20 protein-coding genes and 4 pseudogenes are annotated in these 19,173 nt (G+C 56.0%); 11 read left to right on the forward strand and 13 right to left on the reverse strand.

Annotated features, from left to right (window positions below):
- The 10 genes and pseudogenes from AC2FFF_RS09055 to AC2FFF_RS09100 form a co-directional block, all read right to left on the reverse strand.
- A pseudogene (locus tag AC2FFF_RS09055) lies at positions 1-420 on the reverse strand (IS5 family transposase); the annotation flags it as partial.
- A 482-nt stretch (positions 421-902) separates the two neighbouring features.
- Complete coding sequence (locus tag AC2FFF_RS09060) at positions 903-1,160, reverse strand: hypothetical protein (protein WP_142640413.1); 258 nt, start codon at positions 1,158-1,160, stop codon at positions 903-905.
- A gap of 13 nt (positions 1,161-1,173) precedes the next feature.
- On the reverse strand, positions 1,174-1,875 hold the full coding sequence (locus AC2FFF_RS09065) for a NapC/NirT family cytochrome c (RefSeq protein ID WP_185956761.1): 702 nt from the start codon (positions 1,873-1,875) through the stop codon (positions 1,174-1,176).
- A gap of 29 nt (positions 1,876-1,904) precedes the next feature.
- A complete protein-coding gene (locus tag AC2FFF_RS09070; RefSeq protein ID WP_185956760.1) occupies positions 1,905-2,342 on the reverse strand; it encodes a nitrate reductase cytochrome c-type subunit in 438 nt (145 codons plus the stop codon).
- 12 nt (positions 2,343-2,354) lie between these two features.
- On the reverse strand, positions 2,355-3,272 hold the full coding sequence (gene napH / locus AC2FFF_RS09075; RefSeq protein ID WP_281973974.1) for a quinol dehydrogenase ferredoxin subunit NapH: 918 nt from the start codon (positions 3,270-3,272) through the stop codon (positions 2,355-2,357).
- Positions 3,269-4,087 carry a ferredoxin-type protein NapG gene (gene napG, locus AC2FFF_RS09080; protein ID WP_281973975.1) on the reverse strand — a complete coding sequence of 273 codons (819 nt, stop codon included), beginning with the start codon at positions 4,085-4,087 and terminating at the stop codon, positions 3,269-3,271. The genes napH and napG overlap by 4 nt, the downstream gene beginning before the upstream one ends.
- Positions 4,088-4,114: 27 nt before the next feature.
- Positions 4,115-6,607 carry a nitrate reductase catalytic subunit NapA gene (napA, locus tag AC2FFF_RS09085; protein ID WP_281973976.1) on the reverse strand — a complete coding sequence of 831 codons (2,493 nt, stop codon included), beginning with the start codon at positions 6,605-6,607 and terminating at the stop codon, positions 4,115-4,117.
- Positions 6,604-6,897, reverse strand: a complete 294-nt coding sequence (locus AC2FFF_RS09090) for a chaperone NapD (RefSeq protein WP_281973977.1) — start codon at positions 6,895-6,897, stop codon at positions 6,604-6,606. The genes napA and AC2FFF_RS09090 overlap by 4 nt, the downstream gene beginning before the upstream one ends.
- Complete coding sequence (gene napF, locus AC2FFF_RS09095) at positions 6,894-7,409, reverse strand: ferredoxin-type protein NapF (RefSeq protein WP_281973978.1); 516 nt, start codon at positions 7,407-7,409, stop codon at positions 6,894-6,896. The genes AC2FFF_RS09090 and napF overlap by 4 nt, the downstream gene beginning before the upstream one ends.
- A gap of 117 nt (positions 7,410-7,526) precedes the next feature.
- Positions 7,527-7,829, reverse strand: a complete 303-nt coding sequence (locus AC2FFF_RS09100; RefSeq protein WP_425595617.1) for a transposase — start codon at positions 7,827-7,829, stop codon at positions 7,527-7,529.
- On the opposite strand from AC2FFF_RS09100, the pseudogene AC2FFF_RS09105 reads away from it, so the two are divergent.
- A pseudogene (locus AC2FFF_RS09105) lies at positions 7,817-8,281 on the forward strand (IS110 family transposase); the annotation flags it as partial. The gene AC2FFF_RS09100 and the pseudogene AC2FFF_RS09105 overlap by 13 nt on opposite strands.
- A pseudogene (locus AC2FFF_RS09110) lies at positions 8,263-8,598 on the forward strand (IS1 family transposase); the annotation flags it as partial. The pseudogenes AC2FFF_RS09105 and AC2FFF_RS09110, both read left to right, overlap by 19 nt.
- A gap of 25 nt (positions 8,599-8,623) precedes the next feature.
- On the opposite strand, the gene AC2FFF_RS09115 reads toward AC2FFF_RS09110, so the two are convergent.
- Both AC2FFF_RS09115 and AC2FFF_RS09120 read right to left on the reverse strand, forming a co-directional pair.
- Positions 8,624-8,872 carry a site-specific integrase gene (locus AC2FFF_RS09115; RefSeq protein ID WP_246097372.1) on the reverse strand — a complete coding sequence of 83 codons (249 nt, stop codon included), beginning with the start codon at positions 8,870-8,872 and terminating at the stop codon, positions 8,624-8,626.
- A gap of 378 nt (positions 8,873-9,250) precedes the next feature.
- Positions 9,251-10,430 (reverse strand): annotated as a pseudogene (locus AC2FFF_RS09120) (IS3 family transposase).
- Between the two features lie 99 nt (positions 10,431-10,529).
- Between AC2FFF_RS09120 and AC2FFF_RS09125 the strand changes: the two are divergent.
- The 3 genes from AC2FFF_RS09125 to AC2FFF_RS09135 are packed head-to-tail and all read left to right on the forward strand — an operon-like array spanning position 10,530 to position 11,639.
- Positions 10,530-10,907: a hypothetical protein gene (locus AC2FFF_RS09125; protein ID WP_142639938.1), complete on the forward strand. Its 378-nt coding sequence runs from the start codon at positions 10,530-10,532 to the stop codon at positions 10,905-10,907.
- On the forward strand, positions 10,904-11,104 hold the full coding sequence (locus AC2FFF_RS09130) for a DUF3726 domain-containing protein (protein ID WP_142639936.1): 201 nt from the start codon (positions 10,904-10,906) through the stop codon (positions 11,102-11,104). The genes AC2FFF_RS09125 and AC2FFF_RS09130 overlap by 4 nt, the downstream gene beginning before the upstream one ends.
- On the forward strand, positions 11,091-11,639 hold the full coding sequence (locus AC2FFF_RS09135; RefSeq protein WP_142639934.1) for a hypothetical protein: 549 nt from the start codon (positions 11,091-11,093) through the stop codon (positions 11,637-11,639). The genes AC2FFF_RS09130 and AC2FFF_RS09135 overlap by 14 nt, the downstream gene beginning before the upstream one ends.
- A 200-nt stretch (positions 11,640-11,839) precedes the next feature.
- On the opposite strand, the gene AC2FFF_RS09140 is transcribed toward AC2FFF_RS09135, so the two are convergent.
- Entirely contained in the window at positions 11,840-12,841 is a 1,002-nt protein-coding gene (locus tag AC2FFF_RS09140; protein ID WP_142639932.1) for an ester cyclase, read from the reverse strand.
- A gap of 158 nt (positions 12,842-12,999) precedes the next feature.
- Between AC2FFF_RS09140 and AC2FFF_RS09145 the strand changes: the two genes are divergently transcribed.
- The 6 genes from AC2FFF_RS09145 (at position 13,000) to AC2FFF_RS09170 (ending at position 19,167) form a co-directional block, all read left to right on the forward strand.
- Positions 13,000-14,049 carry an ABC transporter ATP-binding protein gene (locus tag AC2FFF_RS09145; protein WP_142639930.1) on the forward strand — a complete coding sequence of 350 codons (1,050 nt, stop codon included), beginning with the start codon at positions 13,000-13,002 and terminating at the stop codon, positions 14,047-14,049.
- Between the two features lie 83 nt (positions 14,050-14,132).
- Entirely contained in the window at positions 14,133-15,359 is a 1,227-nt protein-coding gene (locus AC2FFF_RS09150) for an ABC transporter substrate-binding protein (RefSeq protein WP_271949112.1), read from the forward strand.
- Between the two features lie 65 nt (positions 15,360-15,424).
- Positions 15,425-16,453 (forward strand): carbohydrate ABC transporter permease, encoded by a 1,029-nt coding sequence (locus tag AC2FFF_RS09155; RefSeq protein WP_142639926.1) that lies wholly within the window; start codon positions 15,425-15,427, stop codon positions 16,451-16,453.
- Position 16,454: 1 nt separating this feature from the next.
- The gene (locus AC2FFF_RS09160) at positions 16,455-17,336 is read left to right on the forward strand and encodes a carbohydrate ABC transporter permease (RefSeq protein ID WP_281972841.1); all 882 of its coding nucleotides are present in this window, start codon (positions 16,455-16,457) and stop codon (positions 17,334-17,336) included.
- A 178-nt stretch (positions 17,337-17,514) separates the two neighbouring features.
- On the forward strand, positions 17,515-18,504 hold the full coding sequence (locus AC2FFF_RS09165; protein WP_142639922.1) for a nuclear transport factor 2 family protein: 990 nt from the start codon (positions 17,515-17,517) through the stop codon (positions 18,502-18,504).
- 132 nt (positions 18,505-18,636) lie between these two features.
- Positions 18,637-19,167 (forward strand): ester cyclase, encoded by a 531-nt coding sequence (locus AC2FFF_RS09170; protein ID WP_281972842.1) that lies wholly within the window; start codon positions 18,637-18,639, stop codon positions 19,165-19,167.
- Positions 19,168-19,173 lie beyond the last annotated feature (6 nt).

Genomic DNA, 19,173 nt, shown 5'->3' on the forward strand with positions numbered 1-19,173 from the left:
GGTTCAGCGGGCGTCCCTGACTGTCGCAGATGGCGTGCAGTTTGGTGTTCATGCCGCCCTTGGTTCGGCCAATCAGGCGTCCACGCCCCCCTTTTTGACGCCCATGCTGGTCGCTGTCCGATGAGCCTTCAGATAGGTCGCGTCGATCATCACAGTCTTCTGTTCGCCGTGCTCGGCGGCCAGACCGGCCATCATTCGCGCGAAGATGCCCTTGTCGCTCCACCGTTTCCATCGATTGTACAGCGTCTTGTGCGGTCCATAGGCGGCAGGGGCATCCCGCCACCGCAAACCATTGCGATTGATGAAGATAATCCCGCTCAACACACGCCTGTCATCGACGCGCGGCTTGCCGTGGGGCTTCGGGAAGAAAGGCTCCAGAGGCGCCATTTGCGCATCCGTAAGCCAGAAGAGATCAGACATGTTCACCGCTCGTTTTTGAACCGTGAATCACGCCGCAAAACGGAAATCAATGGGTCCTGACCCTAAGATTACGCGCTTAGGGGCGCCATTGTGCGCAATAAGATATGGAATCAATCTGCGGTGGACTCATTGAGGCCTACTTTCCTGAATCAATTTGGCTGAAACACTATCTTTAAGGGTTTGATATGATATCTATTTTATTGCAGCTAGATGTCGTAATACCTGTCCATTGCAAGGCGTGGTCGAATGCTCCAGTGGCGCGTGGGCTGCAGCTGAAAATCTACACCAACGCGAGCAATGGTCCCTCGGCACGGATTGCTCGATAGTTCTGACGGCTTCCATCTCGAAAACCTATCAGATGAGAAATCAGGGGATGTCCATTCCATCAGAGCCCTTCTGCACCTAGCCGCTATCTACCCCAGAGCATCGGGTAAAGGACCAATCATTACGCCGCCATTGCCCAGCACGCTTCGGTCTTTCTGTTAGACCGTTGCCCCTTTGATACGGATCGCAGAACCCAGTGTCCCGGCACACAGACCCACAACAATGGCGATCAAAAGTTCGGTCGTTGCAACATTGGCAAAGTCCCAATGGGCAAACAGCAGCGTCCCAACAATGCCGATCAAACCGCCCATCATGGCCCCCAGCCAGAGGCGGCGCGTCATCATGCCAAGCGCAACGCCCAGAATGCCTGGAAGGCCGATGATGTTGCCGCCGATTGTTCCCAGAAGTTCCAGCATAACTTACCCCTTTTCAGTCCGACTGTGTGGTCAGGTATGACCGGATTTCTGCGCTGCCGTCTGCAACCTGTTGTTGCAAGTTACCTGCGGATTTATTAGCCAGCGCATCGGTGATTTTCTGGTATTCTTCCTGATAACCCTGCGGCAGGCTGTGTGCGATGCCTTGGTGGCAGTCGATGCAGGTCATGTTGTTGTCAATTGCCCGCTGATGTTCCGATGCAGCGCGTGCTTCTTGAATGGTGAAATCCATATAGTCAAAGTTATGGCAGTTGCGGCACTCGCGGCTGTCAGAGGCCTTCATCTTTTTCCAGACCGCCGAAGCCATACTTAGCCGATGCGCTTCGTATTTCTCAGGCGTGCTGATGGTTCCGGCAAGCTCGTGATAGACATCTTTAACAGCCATGATCTTGGCCTTGATCTTGTGGTTCCATTCATGTGGCACGTGGCAGTCAGAACAGATCGCGCGGACACCGGAGTGGTTGTTATAGTGGATCGTCTCGCGGTATTCGCCCAGATTGGTTTCCATCGTGTGGCACGAGGTACAGAATTCCTCGGTATTGGTCAGTTCCAATGTCCAGTGGAACCCACCCCAGAACAGAATACCGGCCAGAAACCCGGCGAGGATCAGAAAGCCCGAGCTGAACATAACAGCCGGGGTCCAGATCGCGTTCCAGAGGCGGCGGATCCAACCGCGGTTTTCGGGGGAGTCTGCCATCTTGGTGCTCCTTTCAGACATGCGTTGGATTAGTTGCCGGACGAGGGTTCAAACACGTTGTCGACCAACGCAGGCGCATCTGCCTGAGGCACGTGGCACTGGTTGCAGAAATAACGGGTCCCGGCGATGTGATCCAACTCATTGCCGTCACGATCCAGATAATGGGTCATCGACAGGGTCGGCGCATTGCGTTCCCCGGCTTTGGTCCAGTCATGGCAGGACAGGCATTGATTGGTGCGCACGTCAATCTGGTATTGCTCGATCGAGTGGGGGACAAGCGGTGGTTGCTGGCGATAGTTGCGCTGCATCCGTCCTTCCACGTTCTTGTGAATCCGGTCCAACGGAATGGGTTCATCCACCTCGGCGCCACGCAGGGTTTGCACCGTCGCAGATTGCGCAAGGACGAACCCGCTCAGGAATATAACGGGGATCAGGGCGACGACACCTGTGAGGATTGGCTTGTTCATCTCGGCACTCCCTTAAATAGGTCTGGCTACGCGCGGTTCAGGCGCGGGAACTGGATCGGAAGGTGCGGCGACTTGGTCGTCGAACCGGTGAGTAAATTTGAAGACATCAACTGCACAGACATCGATACAGCGACCGCAGTTTGAGCAGTCGGTTGACAGGATCAGCGGCGTGGCACCCGGCTTGCCCTTCAGCGCGGGCGAAATGATGTGGTTTTCGGGGCATACGGCATAACAATCCATGCAATCGTCACAGGCCGAGCGGTTAACCGCGCTGACCCGTAACAGGCTTTTGGTGCCGATCAGGCCATAAAACGCACCGACCGGGCATATGTGGCCGCACCAGCCGTGACGGGCGACAAGCACATCAAAGACAAAGATCGCAACGACCATGGCCCAGACAAAACCGGCCCCAAAGATCAGTCCGCGATGCAGCATGGTGATTGGGTTGATAATCTCCCATGCGATCACGCCGGTGAGACCCGAGACGATCAGCGCGGTGGCCAATATCCACAACCGCGTGCGCCGTTTAGGTTGCCAACCTTTCGGCAAATCCAACCGCCTGTGCAACCAGTTGGCGGCGTCGGTCACTGGGTTGATCGGACAGACCCACGAGCAATAGACGCGGCCTCCGACCAGCGCATAGGCCACCACGACGATCAAGCCGCCAATAAAAGCGGTCATCGCCGGCCAATGCCCGGCGATGATGCTTTGCAACAGGATGAATGGGTCCGTCAGCGGCAGTACACCCAGGGTCTGCGATCCTGCCAAGGTACCTTTTACGACCCAGATGCCGAACCAGGGTCCCAACAGGAACAGGACCAGAAAGAACAGCTGACTGATACGGCGCAGTATCAGGTATTTATGCGCGCCGACCCAGCCTTTGACCGCCACGGCTTCTTGGCCTATGGGCATATGTGTGCGGGTGGTCATTGTCCCACCCCTGGAAGATCATAGCCGGGTTCAAAACCACCCGGTGCGATTAGGTTGTCGACCCCCGGGCCGGGCAGGCGGTCGGGCAGGTCGATTATGCCTTCAACAACCGGCGCGCCCTTGGCATCTTTTTCTTCCCAACCTTTGCGGTAATGATCCGCGCTGCTGCCCCGCGCAAGACGTGCCGGCAATACCTTGATTGCGGCTTCTGGCAGTACACAGCTTTTTTCACACATGCCGCAGCCGGTGCAGCGGTCGGCATGTACGGTTGGGATAAACATTGCATGGTGGCCCGAGCGGGCGTTATGCGCCGTTTCCAGCGTAATCGCTTCGTCAATCACCGGGCAGACACGGTAACAAACGTCACACCTCAAACCCAGGAAGTTCAGGCAGTTTTCCTGATCGACCAAAACCGCGACGCCCATTTTGGCATCGTCAATGTTATCCAACTTGGGATCTAGCGCACCGGTCGGGCAGGCGGCAACACAAGGAATATCGTCGCACATTTCACAAGGCACATCGCGAGCGATAAAATATGGCGTGCCCGTCGCCCCGGCATCCGACCCAAGCTCGGCCAGTTTCAAGGTATCATAGGGGCAGTCTCGCACACACAGCCCGCAGCGAATGCAGGCCGACAAGAACTCCCGCTCTGGCAGCGCGCCGGGGGGGCGCAAAGCCTCGGCCGACAATGCACGGGCGTCGCGGGCCAGCCAGGCCAGCAGTGACCCGCCGACCACACAGCCGCCTGCCGCACGCGCCGTATCCTGAAGGAAAAGGCGACGTTTCGGCGAAAGAGGAGTCTTGGCGAGGGGCATGGGGATTACCTTTGCGATCCGTGCCGATTACGCGCGCTCGACCTTACAGGCGCATTTCTTGTAGTCGGTTTCCTTCGACAGCGGACAGGTTGCATCCAGCGTCAGCTTATTGGTCAGCTGGTGTTCATCAAACCACGGCATAAAGACCAAACCGCGCGGCACCTTGTTACGCCCGCGTGTCTCAACCCGACTGGTGACCTCGCCACGGCGGGTCGACAACACGATCTCCTGCCCGCGGCGCAGGCCGCGATCCTTGGCGTCTTGTGGATGCATATAGACAACTGCCGACGGGAACGCCCGGTGCAGTTCCGGCACCCTGCGCGTCATCGAGCCTGAATGCCAATGTTCCAGGACGCGACCGGTCGACAGCCACAGATCATATTCTTCGTCTGGCTCTTCTGCGGCGGGTTCGTAGGGGGCAAAGATGATTTTTGCCTTGCCGTCCTTGTGACCGTAGAATTTAACATCCGCGCCTTCGGGCACATACGGATCGTACCCTTCGCGGAAGCGGTAAAGGGTTTCTTGCCCGTCCACGACCGGCCAGCGCAACCCGCGCGCCTGATGGTAGGTTTCGAACGGTGCAAGGTCATGTGCGTGACCACGGCCAAATTCGGCATATTCCTCAAACAGGCCTTTCTGAACGTAGAACCCAAAATGCTCGGATTCGTCGTTGTCAAAGCCTTCCGCAGTTTCGGCTAGGGGGTACTTGTCCACCGATCCGTTGGCGTAAAGCACATCATACATGGTCTTGCCGCGGTGTTCGGGCATCTTAGCCAGCAGTTCTTCATCCCAGACCTCTTCAACGGTGAAGCGCTTCGAAAACTCCATCAACTGCCACAGGTCAGATTTTGCTTCTCCTGGCGCTTTCACCTGCTGGCGCCAGAACTGAGTACGGCGTTCCGCGTTGCCATAGGCTCCTTCTTTTTCGACCCACATGGCGGTGGGCAGGATCAAATCTGCAGAGACAGCTGTGACAGTTGGATAAGGGTCAGAGACTGCGATGAAGTTTTCCGGGTTGCGATAACCCGGGTAACCTTCCTCGTTGATATTGGGTGCCGCCTGCATGTTGTTGTTGCACTGCACCCAATAGGCATTCAGTTCACCATCCTTCAGCTTCCGGTGCTGCAAGACCGCATGGAACCCGGGCTTAGGTGGAATAGTACCTGCCGGGATATTCCAGGCGGTTTCGCAAATCTGACGGTGTTCGTCATTTGCCACCACCATGTCTGCAGGCAGGCGGTGGGCGAACGTGCCCACCTCACGCGCGGTTCCACAGGCCGAGGGCTGACCGGTCAGCGAGAAAGGCGAGTTGCCGGGTTCAGAGATCTTACCAACCAGAAGGTGCACATTATACATCAGCGAATTCACCCACGATCCGCGGGTGTGCTGGTTGAAACCCATGGTCCACAAGCTCATCACTTTGCGGTTCGGGTCTGCATATTGTTGCGCCAGCTTCTCAAGTTTATCGGCGGGCACGCCAGACAGTTCGGCTGTGTATTCCAGCGTATAAGGTGCGACCGCCTCGGCGTATTCTTCAAAACTGATCGTCTCGAGCTTGCCCGAGTTTGGGTTCTCTGCCTCTTGCTGCAGCGCGTTTGTATCGCGCAGACCATAACCGATATCGGTGGCGGTTTTGGTGATGTTGACGTGCTTGTTGACAAACTCTTCGTTCACCGCGCCGTTCTGAATGATGTAATTGGCGATGTAATTCAGGATCGCCAGATCGGTCTGCGGGTTAAACACTAGGCCATTATCGGCAAGCTCGAATGAGCGATGTTCGAATGTCGATAGAACATGCACTTCGCATCCCGGCTTGGTCAGGCGCGTGTCGGTCAGGCGCGACCACAGGATCGGGTGCATTTCGGCCATGTTCGATCCCCACAGCACGAAAGTATCCGCGTGTTCCAGATCGTCATAGCAACCCATCGGCTCGTCAATTCCGAAGGTACGCATAAAGCCCACGACCGCGGAAGCCATACAGTGCCGCGCGTTGGGGTCGATATTGTTGGACCGGAACCCGGCTTTCATCAATTTCGAAGCAGCATAGCCTTCCCAAACCGTCCACTGGCCTGACCCGAACATGCCGACACTGGTCGGGCCCTTTTTGGCCAGCGCCTCTTTCCACTTGGTGGCCATGACGTCAAAGGCTTCGTCCCAACTGACCGGCTCAAACTCACCGTTCTTGTCATATTCGCCGTTGGTCTTGCGCAGCAATGGGGTGGTCAGGCGATCCTTGCCATACATAATCTTTGACAGGAAATAGCCCTTGATGCAGTTCAGCCCGCGATTGACCGGCGCGTCAGGGTCTCCCTGAGTGGCGACAACACGCCCGTCCTTGGTGCCGACCAGCACAGAACAGCCGGTGCCACAGAACCGGCAGGCGGCCTTGTCCCAGCGAATGTCAGGGGTGCCCACCTGCGCGGCGGCCTGAGCAGTGGCCAGAGGAATACCTGCGGCAGAGGCCGTAGCTGCGGCCGCTGAGGCCTTGAGGAATGTCCGACGAGTTTCTGAAATGGTCATAGCGTGGGCCTCCGGCTGGTGGTTTGGCTTGGGGCATCGGGATGCGGATGGCTGTCCGCAGTGTCCTCGAAATGGTGGTACGTCAACGTCAGAGAAATCACCCCGGGGATCTGGTGCAGGTCCATGATGATCTCGGACGCAAGGCGTGTCGGCGTGTCTTCGACAACAATTACAAAACGACCGTCTTCGGCCTCGGCGTGAATTTCGACACCGACAGTGTTTTTCATTGCCTCGGACGCCGCCAGTGCCTGCGCTGGCGCGATATGTAAAAGGCATCCGCAGATATTCATTGGCTGACTTCCGTTTGAGATATGGTTTTGCGTTTCAATGTGACGGCATCGACCGGGCAAGACGCCATACACGACCCACAGCCAGTGCAGGCGTCGAGGTCTATTGATGGATCCGCGCGGCCACCCAGTTGCAGCCTGAAGTTGATGGCGTTCTGTTCGCAATTATCCTGACACACTCGGCAGCTGACACCATTGACAGACAGGCAGGACGCAGCTTCGACCGACGCGCGCCACGGCCAATCATGCAGGCGTTCTATGTCCAGGGCATCCGTGGGACAGGATTGAGCGCAACTCCCACAAAAAGTGCAGGGACCCTCGGTGGGCTGAAACACCGGATACCCATCCTGACCAATGGCAATCACACTTTCGGGGCAAGCCTCGACACAGTCGCCACATTTACTGCATTGATCTGCAAAACCAGGCACAACCGAACCCGGAGGTCGAACAAGATTACTGTCCTCCCGGAATGCGGTGACGCCCAAAAACGCGCGTCGGCTGGTCAGTTGACTCATATCGCTTTGACCTGGCTATCTCTGATTCCTTTTCTGAGTTTACTGCATAATCGTTCTGAGGCTGGTACATTTTGATCCAGATCATAGTTTGAGCGCATCGTTCTTAAACGATTTGAGCTATTTGACGTCTGGAATGCCACCATCCGTGCTGCTTGAAACCAGATGAGCGATGACACAACAAAGCCAAACCGCCATCTGTCTCAAAACATCTGATGACGTATAGCCGTCCATTGCCAACCGTTGCCACGTCGACAGGTGATTGGGCCGTAGATCATGTCGTCGCGCAAATTCATTGACCTCACTCCCAGGACCGACGACTTGGCCACAACACGACCCTTGAACGGTTCTGAAGGTGTAGAGGCCCCCGCTGGCCTCGGTGTGCCATTGTGGGTTTGCAAACAAACTGAATGGAGGCGTCACTGGAAGAGATTGGCATGATTGGCCTGGATTTGGCGAAGAATGTGTTCCAGGTCCACGGAGCGGCTAGAACAGGTCACCCGGTTCTTCAGAAGAAACTGCGCAGGGGCCAGGTCCTCGAGTACTTTGCCAAATTCCCGCGTAGCGTGTTTGCAATGGAGGCCTGCACCAGTGCGCATTATTGGGCGCGCGAGATCGGTCGTTTGGGTCACAAAGTCAGGCTGATCAATCCGGCCACGTGAAGCCATTCGTCTAACGTCAGAAGAACGATATGGACGATGCAGAAGCAGAACTGTGAAGCTGCAAGTCGACCAACGATGCGCATTGTTGCTGTGAAGCGTGAAGAGACCTAGGCGTCAGCGATGGTTCTTCGGTCCCGGGAATTGTTGGCTCGGCAGCGCACGCAATTGATCAACGCTCTGCAAAGTCACCTTGGCGAGCTAGGTCAGGTCGCACCGACAAATCTCTGATCAGCACGTCGAATGTAGAGTGTCAAAACCTGACCATGCGTATGCCCATGCGCCGTTTTACCCGCCTGACAAGTGGTTTCAGCAAGAAGGTTGAAAACCGCATGCACTCCGTTGCGCTGCGTTTCATGTACTACAACTCTGTGAAGGTGCATCAGACGTTAAAGGTGACACCTCCAATGGAAGCGGGTTTGACTGATCGCCTCTGGAATATAGCTGAACTGGTTGCTATCGTTGATGCCAACGAACCCGCACCAAAGAAGCGTGGAAACTATAAGCCCCGTAATAAGGCACTTTCAAAGTGACCCAATCCCGTACGATCCGCGTATATTAGCGCGTTGATATATGAAGTCGTTCATGAAACCGGCCAGGCCAAAGGTATTCCGAACCAACCATCAGCGGGTTTTCCATCCACTTCGCGACTGACAAACGTCTGCCTTCGAAGATCTCGAAACGCACCGGCTTCTGCGTCTTACTCTGCAGAACGGAGGCTCGTTCCTTGACCTGTCCGGAGGCCATTACATCGACCACCTGCATTCGGACCAGATCGCAGCCTCGGAGCTTGTTGTCTATTGCCATATTGAAGACGACAAAGTCCCGGTGGATTTTGGCTAGCTCAAGTCCAACCCTGATCGCCCAGATGTGTTTTGGTTTCAGAGGGCGCTTTTGTCCTACGATCCGGCCCTTGTTTCAGGCCGGGCGAAGCGCGCGAATGGCGGGTAAGTTTGGTGTTTCCATGACTGATCCTCCGAACCGCCATTCCCTCCCACTTCGACGACCCGACGTTGACCGGTGCAGCATATCACCGGATGCTGCATCGCATTCGACGTCCAGTGTGAGCCCAAAGCGACAGAGTTTCAAACCTAACATCAAACTTTTCGAGGGCTAAAACAACTGCTACTCCCTTATGAATGATTGATTGTTGAGCAGCCTCATCTGACTGGTTCAATTTGATTGTTAGTGCATCATTGGCCTGTGATCCATTGAGATGATGGTTTCGGGAGCTGACGGGCGGCAGCCCAGTGCACTGTGGGGACGTTTTGTGTTGTAGTGTTTCCTCCATTGTTCGATCAGGATTTGAGCTTCGCGCAAGCTGTAGAAGATCTCACCGTTGAGCAGCTCATCCCTGAACCGGCCATTGAAGCTTTCACAATATCCGTTCTCCCACGGGCTCCCAGGTTCGATGTAAGCCGTCTTGGCGCCAACGGCGGCGATCCAGTCTCGGACCGCCTGGGCGACAAATTCCGGCCCATTGTCAGAACGTATGAAACTGGGCGCGCCGCGAAGTATGAGCAGGTCTGTCAGAACGTCGATTACATCGGTCGAGTTCAGTTTCCGCTCGACCCTGATTGCCAAGCATTCCCGGCTGTACTCATCAAGGATGTTCAGCGTCCGGAAGGCTTTGCCGTCGTCGGTTCGACAATGAACGAAGTCATACGACCAAACATGGTTGCGATACTCTGGCCGTAGCCGAACGCATGAGCCGTCATTTAGCCAGAGCCGTCCTTTCTTCGGTTGCTTTATTGGCACTTTCAGCCCCTCTCGTCGCCAAAGCCGTTCAATTCGCCCATCGCTGACAGACCATCCAGCCTCTCTCAGCAGCGCTGCGATCCTGCGATAGCCATATCGGCCGTACTGTCGGGTCAACTCGATCATGTCGGCCACCAGTCGGCCTTCGTCTGCGCGACCTTGTGGGGCGCGCCGTTGCGTGGACCGGTGTTGCCCCAGAACGCGACAGGCGCGTCTCTCGGAAACGTTCAGCTGGTTGCGTACATGATTAATACAAGCACGACGGCGAGCGGGGCTCAGTAGGGCTTCGCGTTCAGGGCTACAAACCATCCACGGGATGGTTTGCTAACCGCCCTTCATCCTTTGTGGCTTCCGTCAGGATCAGTTTGTCCAGCGTCAGATCTGAAACTGCGCGCCTCAGCCGCTCGTTCTCTTTCTGAAGCCGTTTCAGTTCCTTCAATTGATCAACACCCATTCCGCCGTACTTCTTCCGCCAGCGGTAATAGGTTTGCTCAACAACTCCGATCTGTCTGATCGCATCAAGACGGGACATGCCTTGACCCATCAGAACTTCAACTTGCCGTAACTTCGAGACAATCTCTTCCGGCTTCGGTCTCTTGTTTGCCATTCTAGGTCCTCCGTTTCCTAAACATAAAGGGGGACCAGTTCAGTTGGGGAGGCTCAGCAGCTGGGTTTTGCCGGTGCTGATCCGGGGATTGAGAAACAAATGCCGCTGCCCATCGGGCGCCGTGTTCGCGCCTGCTATGACGTGTTGTTGGAAGACCTTGAAGAGCATCCAGGCAGTGACGTCATTCATTTCCTGTTGCGCCGCCCAGCTCTGAAAAGCATCGTGCGCCGCATCCAAACCATGAGCAGGCACAAATACGCCGAAATCCGAGCCAACCTTGCGGACCGGAACGTGCGCCCCATGGATCTGTTGCGCTGCAAGCTTGCCTTCTTTGGCGTCAGCAAGTTCGCCCCTCGTTCGAAGCTATGGGTACGTAACACAATGTATCAGGGGGCACCGCTGATTGATGACATCGGCCAGACCTATGAAAGCTGGTTCCTGCCACTGAAACCGCAGATTGAGGAGGCACAGGCATGAAAGTATCCCGTAACGAAATGATCACCGCGCTGTCCCGCGCCTACGAAGGAGCCGTGCACGAGATCGGTGACTATGAGGAAGCTGGCCAATTGGTCACTTGGTTGCAAATGGCGGGTCTGAGCGGGTTCGACCGTATCACCCTGCCACCACTGGGCCCCCAAGGGTGGAGCGACTCCGCGGTTGGTGTTCGAAAATGACGACATCGCCGTTCTTGATGCAGGTGGCGCGGATGTCTGCGAGCACGGCTCATTGGCGGCCTATCTGATGCACTCCAAGGCCAACAAGTCGGGCTTTGCGATCATCGAACTGGCCAACTGCCGCTATCCTGGTCTAATCCTGCGAAGCCTGTCGATGGTCGCGCAGTTGGGCGTCTATATCTCAGCCTATCGGAAAGATCAGGTTGGATCACACGGAGCGAGCTTTGAAAGCGGCGCGACTTTCCCGCCTTACTGGCGATTGGATAATGCAGATGACAGAAAAGAAATCTCGACCGTCACTATCATCTGCACAAATCAGCCTGCATTGCTGGCGGACGCGGTGACACGTCAGGTGGAGCAACCCGAACTTCAGCGGTTTGAAATTTCGGCGGCGCAGCTAGCAGCCAACTATAACCAAGCTTTGGAACAGGGGATTGAGGTTGACCCCGGCCAATGGGACGCCCTGAACGCCGCCGCTTGGCCCATTCTCGTTCGCTCAGATACGCAATCCCGCTCAGGCGCCGGGCCCATGTGAGGCTTGGGATATGAGCCAGCGCTTGCTCCGTTTGCAAACAAAAAAATGCCGCCCCGATTGGGGCGGCGTCGGACCGGAACTCGTTCAGCATGTATTCCCGGTGAATCGGCGCTGGGTCGCCAAAGAACCTTTTGACCCTGCGCGCCATGAGCCAGGGGTAGTGCACAGAGCCAAGGTCTGATGTGCGTCAATCCTGCCGGTTATGTTCGCGGTAGCTCGGACATTCTGGCAAGGATGTCCACACCCTGCTGTTTCCAGAAATGCAAAAGGTCGATGAATATCCAGTTCTCGGCCAACTTATCCCCGTCTCGCCGATAGATATCTATCACCCGAAATTCACCGGCTTTGTCAGTTGCAGGCATTCCCATGAACCCGCCAGTTGGACGGGCTGTGAAGTTCGGCCAGCCAAAAAAACCGCCATAGTGACCCTCTGCCAGGCGGCATATGTGTTTGGTTTTCGACCGGTCAGTGAAACCAGCACGGAAAGGGCCTGCATGCTGTTGGGCGTAGCGTTCGATCGTGTAGGTCGCCCCGATCCCGGATGGCCCCCACCAGATCATGTCTTCGGACCATGTGCGCCGTAGTTCGTCCTCAAGGCTGAGGCCGCTGTTCCATTGGCCCAGATCGGAGATCATAGAGTTGATGGCCGCCAGAGTCCGCTCTCCTTCCGCCGCAGGTTGCGGACCGACCATCAGGCCGTCATGGGTCATGGGCCCCGGCTGCACGAGCTGCGCGGCTGTCTGAGGCGGGAACGGCTGCAATCCGGCCTGCATCATGAAATGAGGTATGTCGAAATACATCGCCGTTTCAGTGATTTTTCCGTTTTCGACCTTGTTGAATTCGCAATAGCGCAGAAATGTCATTTTGCCGTTTGGCGAGATACCTAGCCAATCTTTGTCGAACAGCCCCATGAGATGGCCCATTGATACAACCCAGACCGAGGTGAAACCGTCCATCTCGTTTTCTCCGGCCATGAATACGTCCATACGGCGCTGCATTCGGGTCAGGCTTTGTTTCAGCGGAAGCCAGAACTGGGCACCTACGTCACTGGGGCCATGCAGTTCGTCAAAGGGATGGAATCCGCGCCACAGATAGTCATCGGCGCAATATTTCGAGATCACGTCAGGGACCGCTGATTCTTCAGCTCGGCTCAGAGCTTCATAAAGATCCAGAACAATATTTTTCTCGGCTTCGTAAGGCATATTCTTTTCTTTCAGTGCTTTACCAGGAATTGAGCACAGGTTTTCTGTATAGTGAAACGTAGATTTGCAAACGCATGCAAAAAAAGCTTGCCTGATGTTCCATCAGATGTCTATGCTCTTGCAAACGTATGCACGACAAGTGCACATGGGAGGACAGAATGGCCGAAATTCAACTTCGCAGTGTTGGGAAACGTTGGGGATCGTTTGTGGGGGTGGATAATTTCGACCTGACTATTGCCGATAAAGAGTTTCTGGTTCTTCTTGGCCCATCAGGCTGTGGCAAGACGACGACCATGCGCATGATTGCGGGTTTGGAAGACGCCAGCGAGGGCGACATTCTGATAGATGGCGAGCGTGTCAATGACATGGAGCCCAAGGACCGCGATGTTGCCATGGTGTTTCAGTCCTACGCGCTCTATCCGAACATGAATGTTTATGAGAATATCCGGTTCCCGCTGAAGGTGCGCGGCATCGACCCTTCCACACATGACGAAAAAGTGCGCCGCGCTTCGGCCATGGTCGAACTGGATGACTTTCTGCATCGCAAACCGGCAGAGCTGTCGGGCGGCCAGCGTCAGCGCGTCGCTTTGGCCCGCGCCATTGTTCGCGAGCCAAATGTCTTTCTGATGGACGAACCGCTGTCAAACCTTGACGCCAAGCTGCGTGTTTCGACGCGCGCGCAGATCAAGAACCTCAGCCACGAGCTTGCCGTGACCACGATCTACGTGACTCATGACCAGATCGAAGCGATGACTCTTGCAGATCGTGTGGTGATCATGAAGCAGGGTATCGTGCAGCAGGTTGGCTCTCCGACCGATATTTACGATGCACCCGCAAACACTTTTGTGGCCAGCTTTATTGGCAATCCGGCAATGAACCTTATCGATGGTCAGGTTCAGGATGGGGTGTTTCGGGCTCAGAACACTGAGGTGCATGGGCTGAATGCGTCGGACGGCCCGATTACGCTGGGCTTTCGCGCCGAGGACGCCAATGTCGTGGAAAGCGGCGGCGAGATTAACGGGCCCATCTACACGCAGGAGCTTTTGGGCGACAGCACGATGGTCTCGGTTCGGATCGGTGGCGCGCTGGTTTCGGTCAAAGCCGACAAAACCTATCGCGCTGAAATCGATGATCAGGTTTCAATCCATATCCACACCGATCACTGCCACTTGTTTGATGCGCAAACCGGAACGCGTTTGGAGCGCTGAACAGAAAATCCAAACCCGCATTGCCGGGTTTAACGCAGGTGCAGACTTCGAAGATGCACCCATCTACCTAGGGAGGAATACAAATGTTTCTGAAGAAAATTGCATTGGCTGGGTCCTTGGCCGCCTTTGCCGCCAGCGCAGGTTATGCCTGTGAAATTAGCGGGCGCGTGAATATCGTTGGTAACGAATTTGCGGCCATTCAGGCCGTCGCAACCGGCGCGAAAGAATGCACAGGCGCATCGGTCGATTCAAACCTGACCTCCGAGCACCAGACCATCAACGTGGCTGGTCTGTCCGGAAACCCGTCTGAATACACCAGTGCCATCATCGCCAACAGCTCGATCGTGGCGTTGATGAACGAAGATGTTATTCGGCCGCTCAACGATCTGGTGGAACAGCATGGTCAGGACCTGCAGCCAGGTCAGTTGATCAAGATTGGTGATGACATTATGGCCGTGGCGTTCATGGCGAATGCTCAGCACCTGATGTATCGCAAGGACGTGTTGGAACAGGCCGGTGTCGAAGTGCCGACAACCTATGAAGAATTGCTCGAAGCGGCCAAAGCCATTCGCGAGCAGGGCATCATGCAAAACCCGGTTGGCGGCGCCTATGCGTCGGGTTGGAATCTGGCACAGGAATTCAACAACATTTTTCTTGGCTATGGCGGCAGCCACTTCAAAGCCGGAACAGCTGAGCCCAACGTGAATTCTGAGGCTGGTGTCAATGCGCTGAACATGATGAAGGCTTTGTCGGAATACATGAACCCCGACTTTCTGACCCACGATTCCAATGCCACTAATGCCGAATACCGCGCTGGAAACGTTGCAATCATGAACATGTGGGGTTCACGCGCATCGCAGCAAACCACGACCGAAGGCGTGCTTCAGGAAGTGATCGACGGTCATGCGATCGGCGCACCACTGACAGTCGGCGGCGGCTCGACGCCGGCATCGACCCTGTGGTGGGACGGCTGGACCGTCGGCAAGAACATCTCGGATGAAGAAGCCGAGGCTACGTTCATCGCGATGAAACACGGTATCCGTCCTGACATGCTGAACGATGAAACCACGCCGCTGGCGGTATGGTTGATCGAAGGCTACGAGCCTGGTGCGGACGCCGAAGGCGTGTTTGAGGCGGCCAAAATGGGCACACCGCCTTATCCGATGTTGCCTTACATGGGCCTGATGCACAGCGCGCTAGGCAATGAACTTTCAGACTTCATGCAAGGCAAGGAAAGCGCTGAGCAGGCGCTGGCCGATGTCGAAGCCGCATATCGCGCGGCTGCCATCGAACAAGGTTTCCTCCAGTAGGGCCTGACTCGTGCGGGCGTCTGTAAGGACCGCCCGCACAAACCAATTCACGTGGGGATTGCGACATGCGCCATAAGACCTTCCTGTGGTTCTTCCTGCCCACCGGGCTTGCGATGCTGCTGTTCATCGCGATGCCGATAGTCTCGGTGGTGACCCAATCCATTTTCGCGCCTCATCCGGCCGTTTTGTTAGAGGTCGAAAGCTGCACCCCCCTGATTGGCTGCACGACAGAGACCACGATTGATCAAGAGGCAACAGCCGCCCTTCGCGCCGAGAAACCACTGGGCCGATTTGTCGGATTGGACATTTACCTGGACCGTGGCCACCTGGCGATCCAGGAAATTGGACAGATCTGGGCTGCGAATGAAACCTGGGGCGGTTTCTTCTCAAAGATCGGTAATTTGCCCTTTTACAGGGCAATGGCTTTTACGCTGACCTTCACGTTTGTTGTGACGCCGCTCACAATCATTTTGGGGCTGGTGATTGCGCTGGCAATCAACTCCCTGCACCGAAATCTCAAAGGGCTGCTGATCTTCTTTTCGCTTCTGCCGATGATCGTCACTCCGTTGATTGGCTCGCTTATCCTGTTCTGGATGATTGACAGCCGCGGGGTCATCGGCAACGCCCTAGTATATCTGGCCGGGGATCCGGATTTTAGCCTGAAGGCCTCAACCGGGCTGATGTGGGTGGCGCTGATGGTTTATGGAGTTTGGCACGCCGCTCCATTTGCATTTGTCGTGTTCTATGCGGGGTTGCAAACATTGCCCCAGGATCAAATCGAGGCCGCCCAGATAGACGGGGCAACCCGCTGGCAACAGGTTAAGTTCGTGGTCGTTCCTCATCTCATGCCACTGGTCACATTTGTTGCGTTGATTCAGTTGATGGACAACTTCAAGGTGTTTGAACCGATAATCGGGTTCAGCGCAGGTGCGCACGCACAATCCCTTAGTACATTCATCTTCAACGACTTAGGCGGTGAAACCCGGCAGCTTTCTTCCGCGGCCGCGACCTCTGTGATCACGATAATCGGAGTCGCCATTCTGCTGTCACCGGTGCTTGTCCGCACCTGGCGCGACTTCAAAGGAGCAAGATAATATGGCCAGCCGCGCACAAAGAATGCCTAGAAGTCTCCGGATCGCCTCGTCCTTATTTGTGATCCTATGGTTCGTTCTGGCCGCTTTCCCGTTCCTCTGGACGGTCTGGGGTTCGTTCAAAGTAGAGTTGGATTTCTTTTCGATCGCCGACTGGACCAATGCCATCACCGGAGCACGGACCGAAGCCGTCTATGGCTCGCCTTTCACAACCACAGGGTACGAGGGCGCCTGGATACAGGAAGAATTCTGGCGGAATGTTCTCAACACAGGGATCGTCTGTTTCTTTGTTGTCACCATCTCGCTCACAATCGGAACGCTGGGGGGCTATGCTCTGTCCCGGTCGACCTACAACTATACGTTCTGGCTATTGATCACGGCACTTATCTTCCGGGCTATGCCACCGATTACGCTGGTCTCGGGATATTTGCTGCCTTTCTTCGAATGGAACATCTGGGGGATCCTTCCAACCACGATCATCGTGCTTGTGGCGATAAACCAGCCGTTCACTCTGTGGATGCTGCATTCTTTCTTTAAGAATATCCCAAGCGAGCTGGATGAAAGTGCCAAGGTCGACGGATGCAACCAGTTCCAGGCATTTCGTCGCGTGATCATTCCGGTTATGTGGCCAGGGGTGATCACCACCGGGCTGTTCTCGTTCCTGCTGGCCTATAACGATTTTGCTGTCGGGGCGATGCTTCTGTCCGAAAGCAACCGCACGATGGTGCCTGCCATTGCCGCGTTTCTTGGTACAACGCAGACTGAAGGTAACGTGATGTTCGCGGTTGCGGCTGTGGTTTCAGCCACAGTTCCACTGTTCATTCTGGTCATGTTCTTCCAGCGACAGATTGTAGGCGGTCTGACGGCCGGGGCTGTGAAAGGCTAACTCTGATGGGACGCACTCATCCTCAGTCCGTATCTGCCCATGCGCATACAGCCAGACTGAATGTGGCTGCGCGCAGGACCCGGCGGCCGGGACGAATTCCATTTGCTTTGATGCGCGCGGGACCTTGCGGGGCGCTTCTCCGAACACGCCCCGAACAGACCCCATTGAGACAGAGAAGATGAAAAACCTCGACCGTAAACCCTTTCTGAAATTCACCGAAGCACAACGCCATCCTGGCAACTTCCGGCCGGCATTTGACGCCTTCTTCGCCCCCGGTGCACATGTCAACGTGGTGCATCCCTTCAATGAGGTCGCGGGCGGCCTCGGGCTGCACGATCACGTCATCGCCCCGCTCGCCGCTGCCTTCGACGGGCTTTTTCGGCGCGATGACATCGTCATGGCCGGCGAATTTGACGGGCAGGACTGGATCAGCGCCACCGGCTATTTCGTTGGTCGGTTCTCGCGCGACTGGCTCGGCATCCGGGCCACAGGCGAGCTTGCCTATCTGCGCTTCGGCGAGTTCCACCGGATGCAGGACGGCAAGGCGGTGGAAAGCTATATCTTCTTCGATATTCCAGAGCTGATGCTGGCCGCTGGACAATGGCCGATCCCCGACAGCCCGGGCAAGACCCGCGGCTTCACCGGCATGATTCAGGGCCCTGCCAGCCATGATGGCATCTTGACCACTCCGCAGGATCCTGCCGAGGGTGCCAAGAGCTATCATATGGTCACAGAAATGCTGGCCGGGCTTGCTACCGAGAACGAGGCTTGGCGCCCCTACTGGCATGACAACATGGTCTGGTACGGCCCCGGCGCCTTCGGTTCTTTCGTCGGGATCGAGAGTTTTGCCAGCTTCCAGGTGCCTTTCGAAGCCACCTTTGAAGGCTGGTCCGGCGGCACTGCGGGCAACGGTATGACGGCGCATTTCACCCGCTATGGCGAAGGTAACTACGTATGCTCGGGCGGTTGGCCCTCGTTAACTGGCGTCCAGGTGAAACCTTTCCTCGGCCAGTCCGCAAGTGGCAAACGCGTCTTCATGCGGGTCTGCGACTGGTGGCGCCGCGAGGACGATCTGCTGGTCGAAAACTGGGTTTTTGTCGATGTCCCGCATGTGCTGTTGCAACTGGGCTATGACCTCTTTGCTGAAATCGCCGAGCAGGCTGCATGAGCTGCTCTGCCAGACATAACGCCGTTGCGCGCCATCCGGCGCTCAACCGGATGCCAAGGGATTTTCTGACGGCGGATTAATCCTCGCCCTCCACACAGAAGACCCCTTGGTAACCATAAAAGGAAGAGAAACATGAAGGGCTCCCGCCCCGAACAGGCCGTGCTGACACGTGACACGGACATGAGCAAAACCGACGAGACCCGCGCCGTGATCGAGGGGATGGTCGATGGTTTGAACGACCACCGTATCGAAGACATCGGCGAATTCTTCGCCGAAGGGTTCCGCTGGCTTGGCAACCAGGGTTGCGGCACCAAGATGGGCCTGAAGGAATTCCAGGAAAACTGGCAACGCCCGTTCCAGGCTGCGTTTTCCGACAAGACCTGCATCGACGAGGCCCGGCTTTATATGGGCGAGTGGGCGGCAGCTTTTGGCCGCCAGGAAGCAACCCATTCTGGCGAATTTCTGGGGATTGCGCCCACCGGCAAGCGCGTCGAGATCCGTTACATGGATTTCTGGAAAGTTGTCGACGGCAAGATCGTCGACAACTGGGTGAATGTCGATTTTGCCCATGTCGCCTCGCAGCTTGGAGTCGATCTGTTCCAGGGCAAAGGGTGGGAAACATTTGACCGGGGAGAAGAAATTCCGCCCCGGCCCGAAAATTGAGGATTA

This window comes from Ruegeria sp. YTSA226, assembly GCF_059609905.1.

What these genes read in the sequence shown, in the direction of transcription:
- AC2FFF_RS09060 (WP_142640413.1), bottom strand. Translation starts at nt 1,160, where the DNA reads ATGCTGGAACTTCTGGGAACAATCGGCGGCAACATCATCGGCCTTCCA.
- AC2FFF_RS09065 (WP_185956761.1), bottom strand. Translation starts at nt 1,875, where the DNA reads ATGGCAGACTCCCCCGAAAACCGCGGTTGGATCCGCCGCCTCTGGAAC.
- AC2FFF_RS09070 (WP_185956760.1), bottom strand. Translation starts at nt 2,342, where the DNA reads ATGAACAAGCCAATCCTCACAGGTGTCGTCGCCCTGATCCCCGTTATA.
- napH (WP_281973974.1), bottom strand. Translation starts at nt 3,272, where the DNA reads ATGACCACCCGCACACATATGCCCATAGGCCAAGAAGCCGTGGCGGTC.
- napG (WP_281973975.1), bottom strand. Translation starts at nt 4,087, where the DNA reads ATGCCCCTCGCCAAGACTCCTCTTTCGCCGAAACGTCGCCTTTTCCTT.
- napA (WP_281973976.1), bottom strand. Translation starts at nt 6,607, where the DNA reads ATGACCATTTCAGAAACTCGTCGGACATTCCTCAAGGCCTCAGCGGCC.
- AC2FFF_RS09090 (WP_281973977.1), bottom strand. Translation starts at nt 6,897, where the DNA reads ATGAATATCTGCGGATGCCTTTTACATATCGCGCCAGCGCAGGCACTG.
- napF (WP_281973978.1), bottom strand. Translation starts at nt 7,409, where the DNA reads ATGAGTCAACTGACCAGCCGACGCGCGTTTTTGGGCGTCACCGCATTC.
- AC2FFF_RS09115 (WP_246097372.1), bottom strand. Translation starts at nt 8,872, where the DNA reads ATGGCAATAGACAACAAGCTCCGAGGCTGCGATCTGGTCCGAATGCAG.
- AC2FFF_RS09125 (WP_142639938.1), top strand. Translation starts at nt 10,530, where the DNA reads ATGCCGCTGCCCATCGGGCGCCGTGTTCGCGCCTGCTATGACGTGTTG.
- AC2FFF_RS09130 (WP_142639936.1), top strand. Translation starts at nt 10,904, where the DNA reads ATGAAAGTATCCCGTAACGAAATGATCACCGCGCTGTCCCGCGCCTAC.
- AC2FFF_RS09140 (WP_142639932.1), bottom strand. Translation starts at nt 12,841, where the DNA reads ATGCCTTACGAAGCCGAGAAAAATATTGTTCTGGATCTTTATGAAGCT.
- AC2FFF_RS09145 (WP_142639930.1), top strand. Translation starts at nt 13,000, where the DNA reads ATGGCCGAAATTCAACTTCGCAGTGTTGGGAAACGTTGGGGATCGTTT.
- AC2FFF_RS09150 (WP_271949112.1), top strand. Translation starts at nt 14,133, where the DNA reads ATGTTTCTGAAGAAAATTGCATTGGCTGGGTCCTTGGCCGCCTTTGCC.
- AC2FFF_RS09155 (WP_142639926.1), top strand. Translation starts at nt 15,425, where the DNA reads ATGCGCCATAAGACCTTCCTGTGGTTCTTCCTGCCCACCGGGCTTGCG.
- AC2FFF_RS09160 (WP_281972841.1), top strand. Translation starts at nt 16,455, where the DNA reads ATGGCCAGCCGCGCACAAAGAATGCCTAGAAGTCTCCGGATCGCCTCG.
- AC2FFF_RS09165 (WP_142639922.1), top strand. Translation starts at nt 17,515, where the DNA reads ATGAAAAACCTCGACCGTAAACCCTTTCTGAAATTCACCGAAGCACAA.
- AC2FFF_RS09170 (WP_281972842.1), top strand. Translation starts at nt 18,637, where the DNA reads ATGAAGGGCTCCCGCCCCGAACAGGCCGTGCTGACACGTGACACGGAC.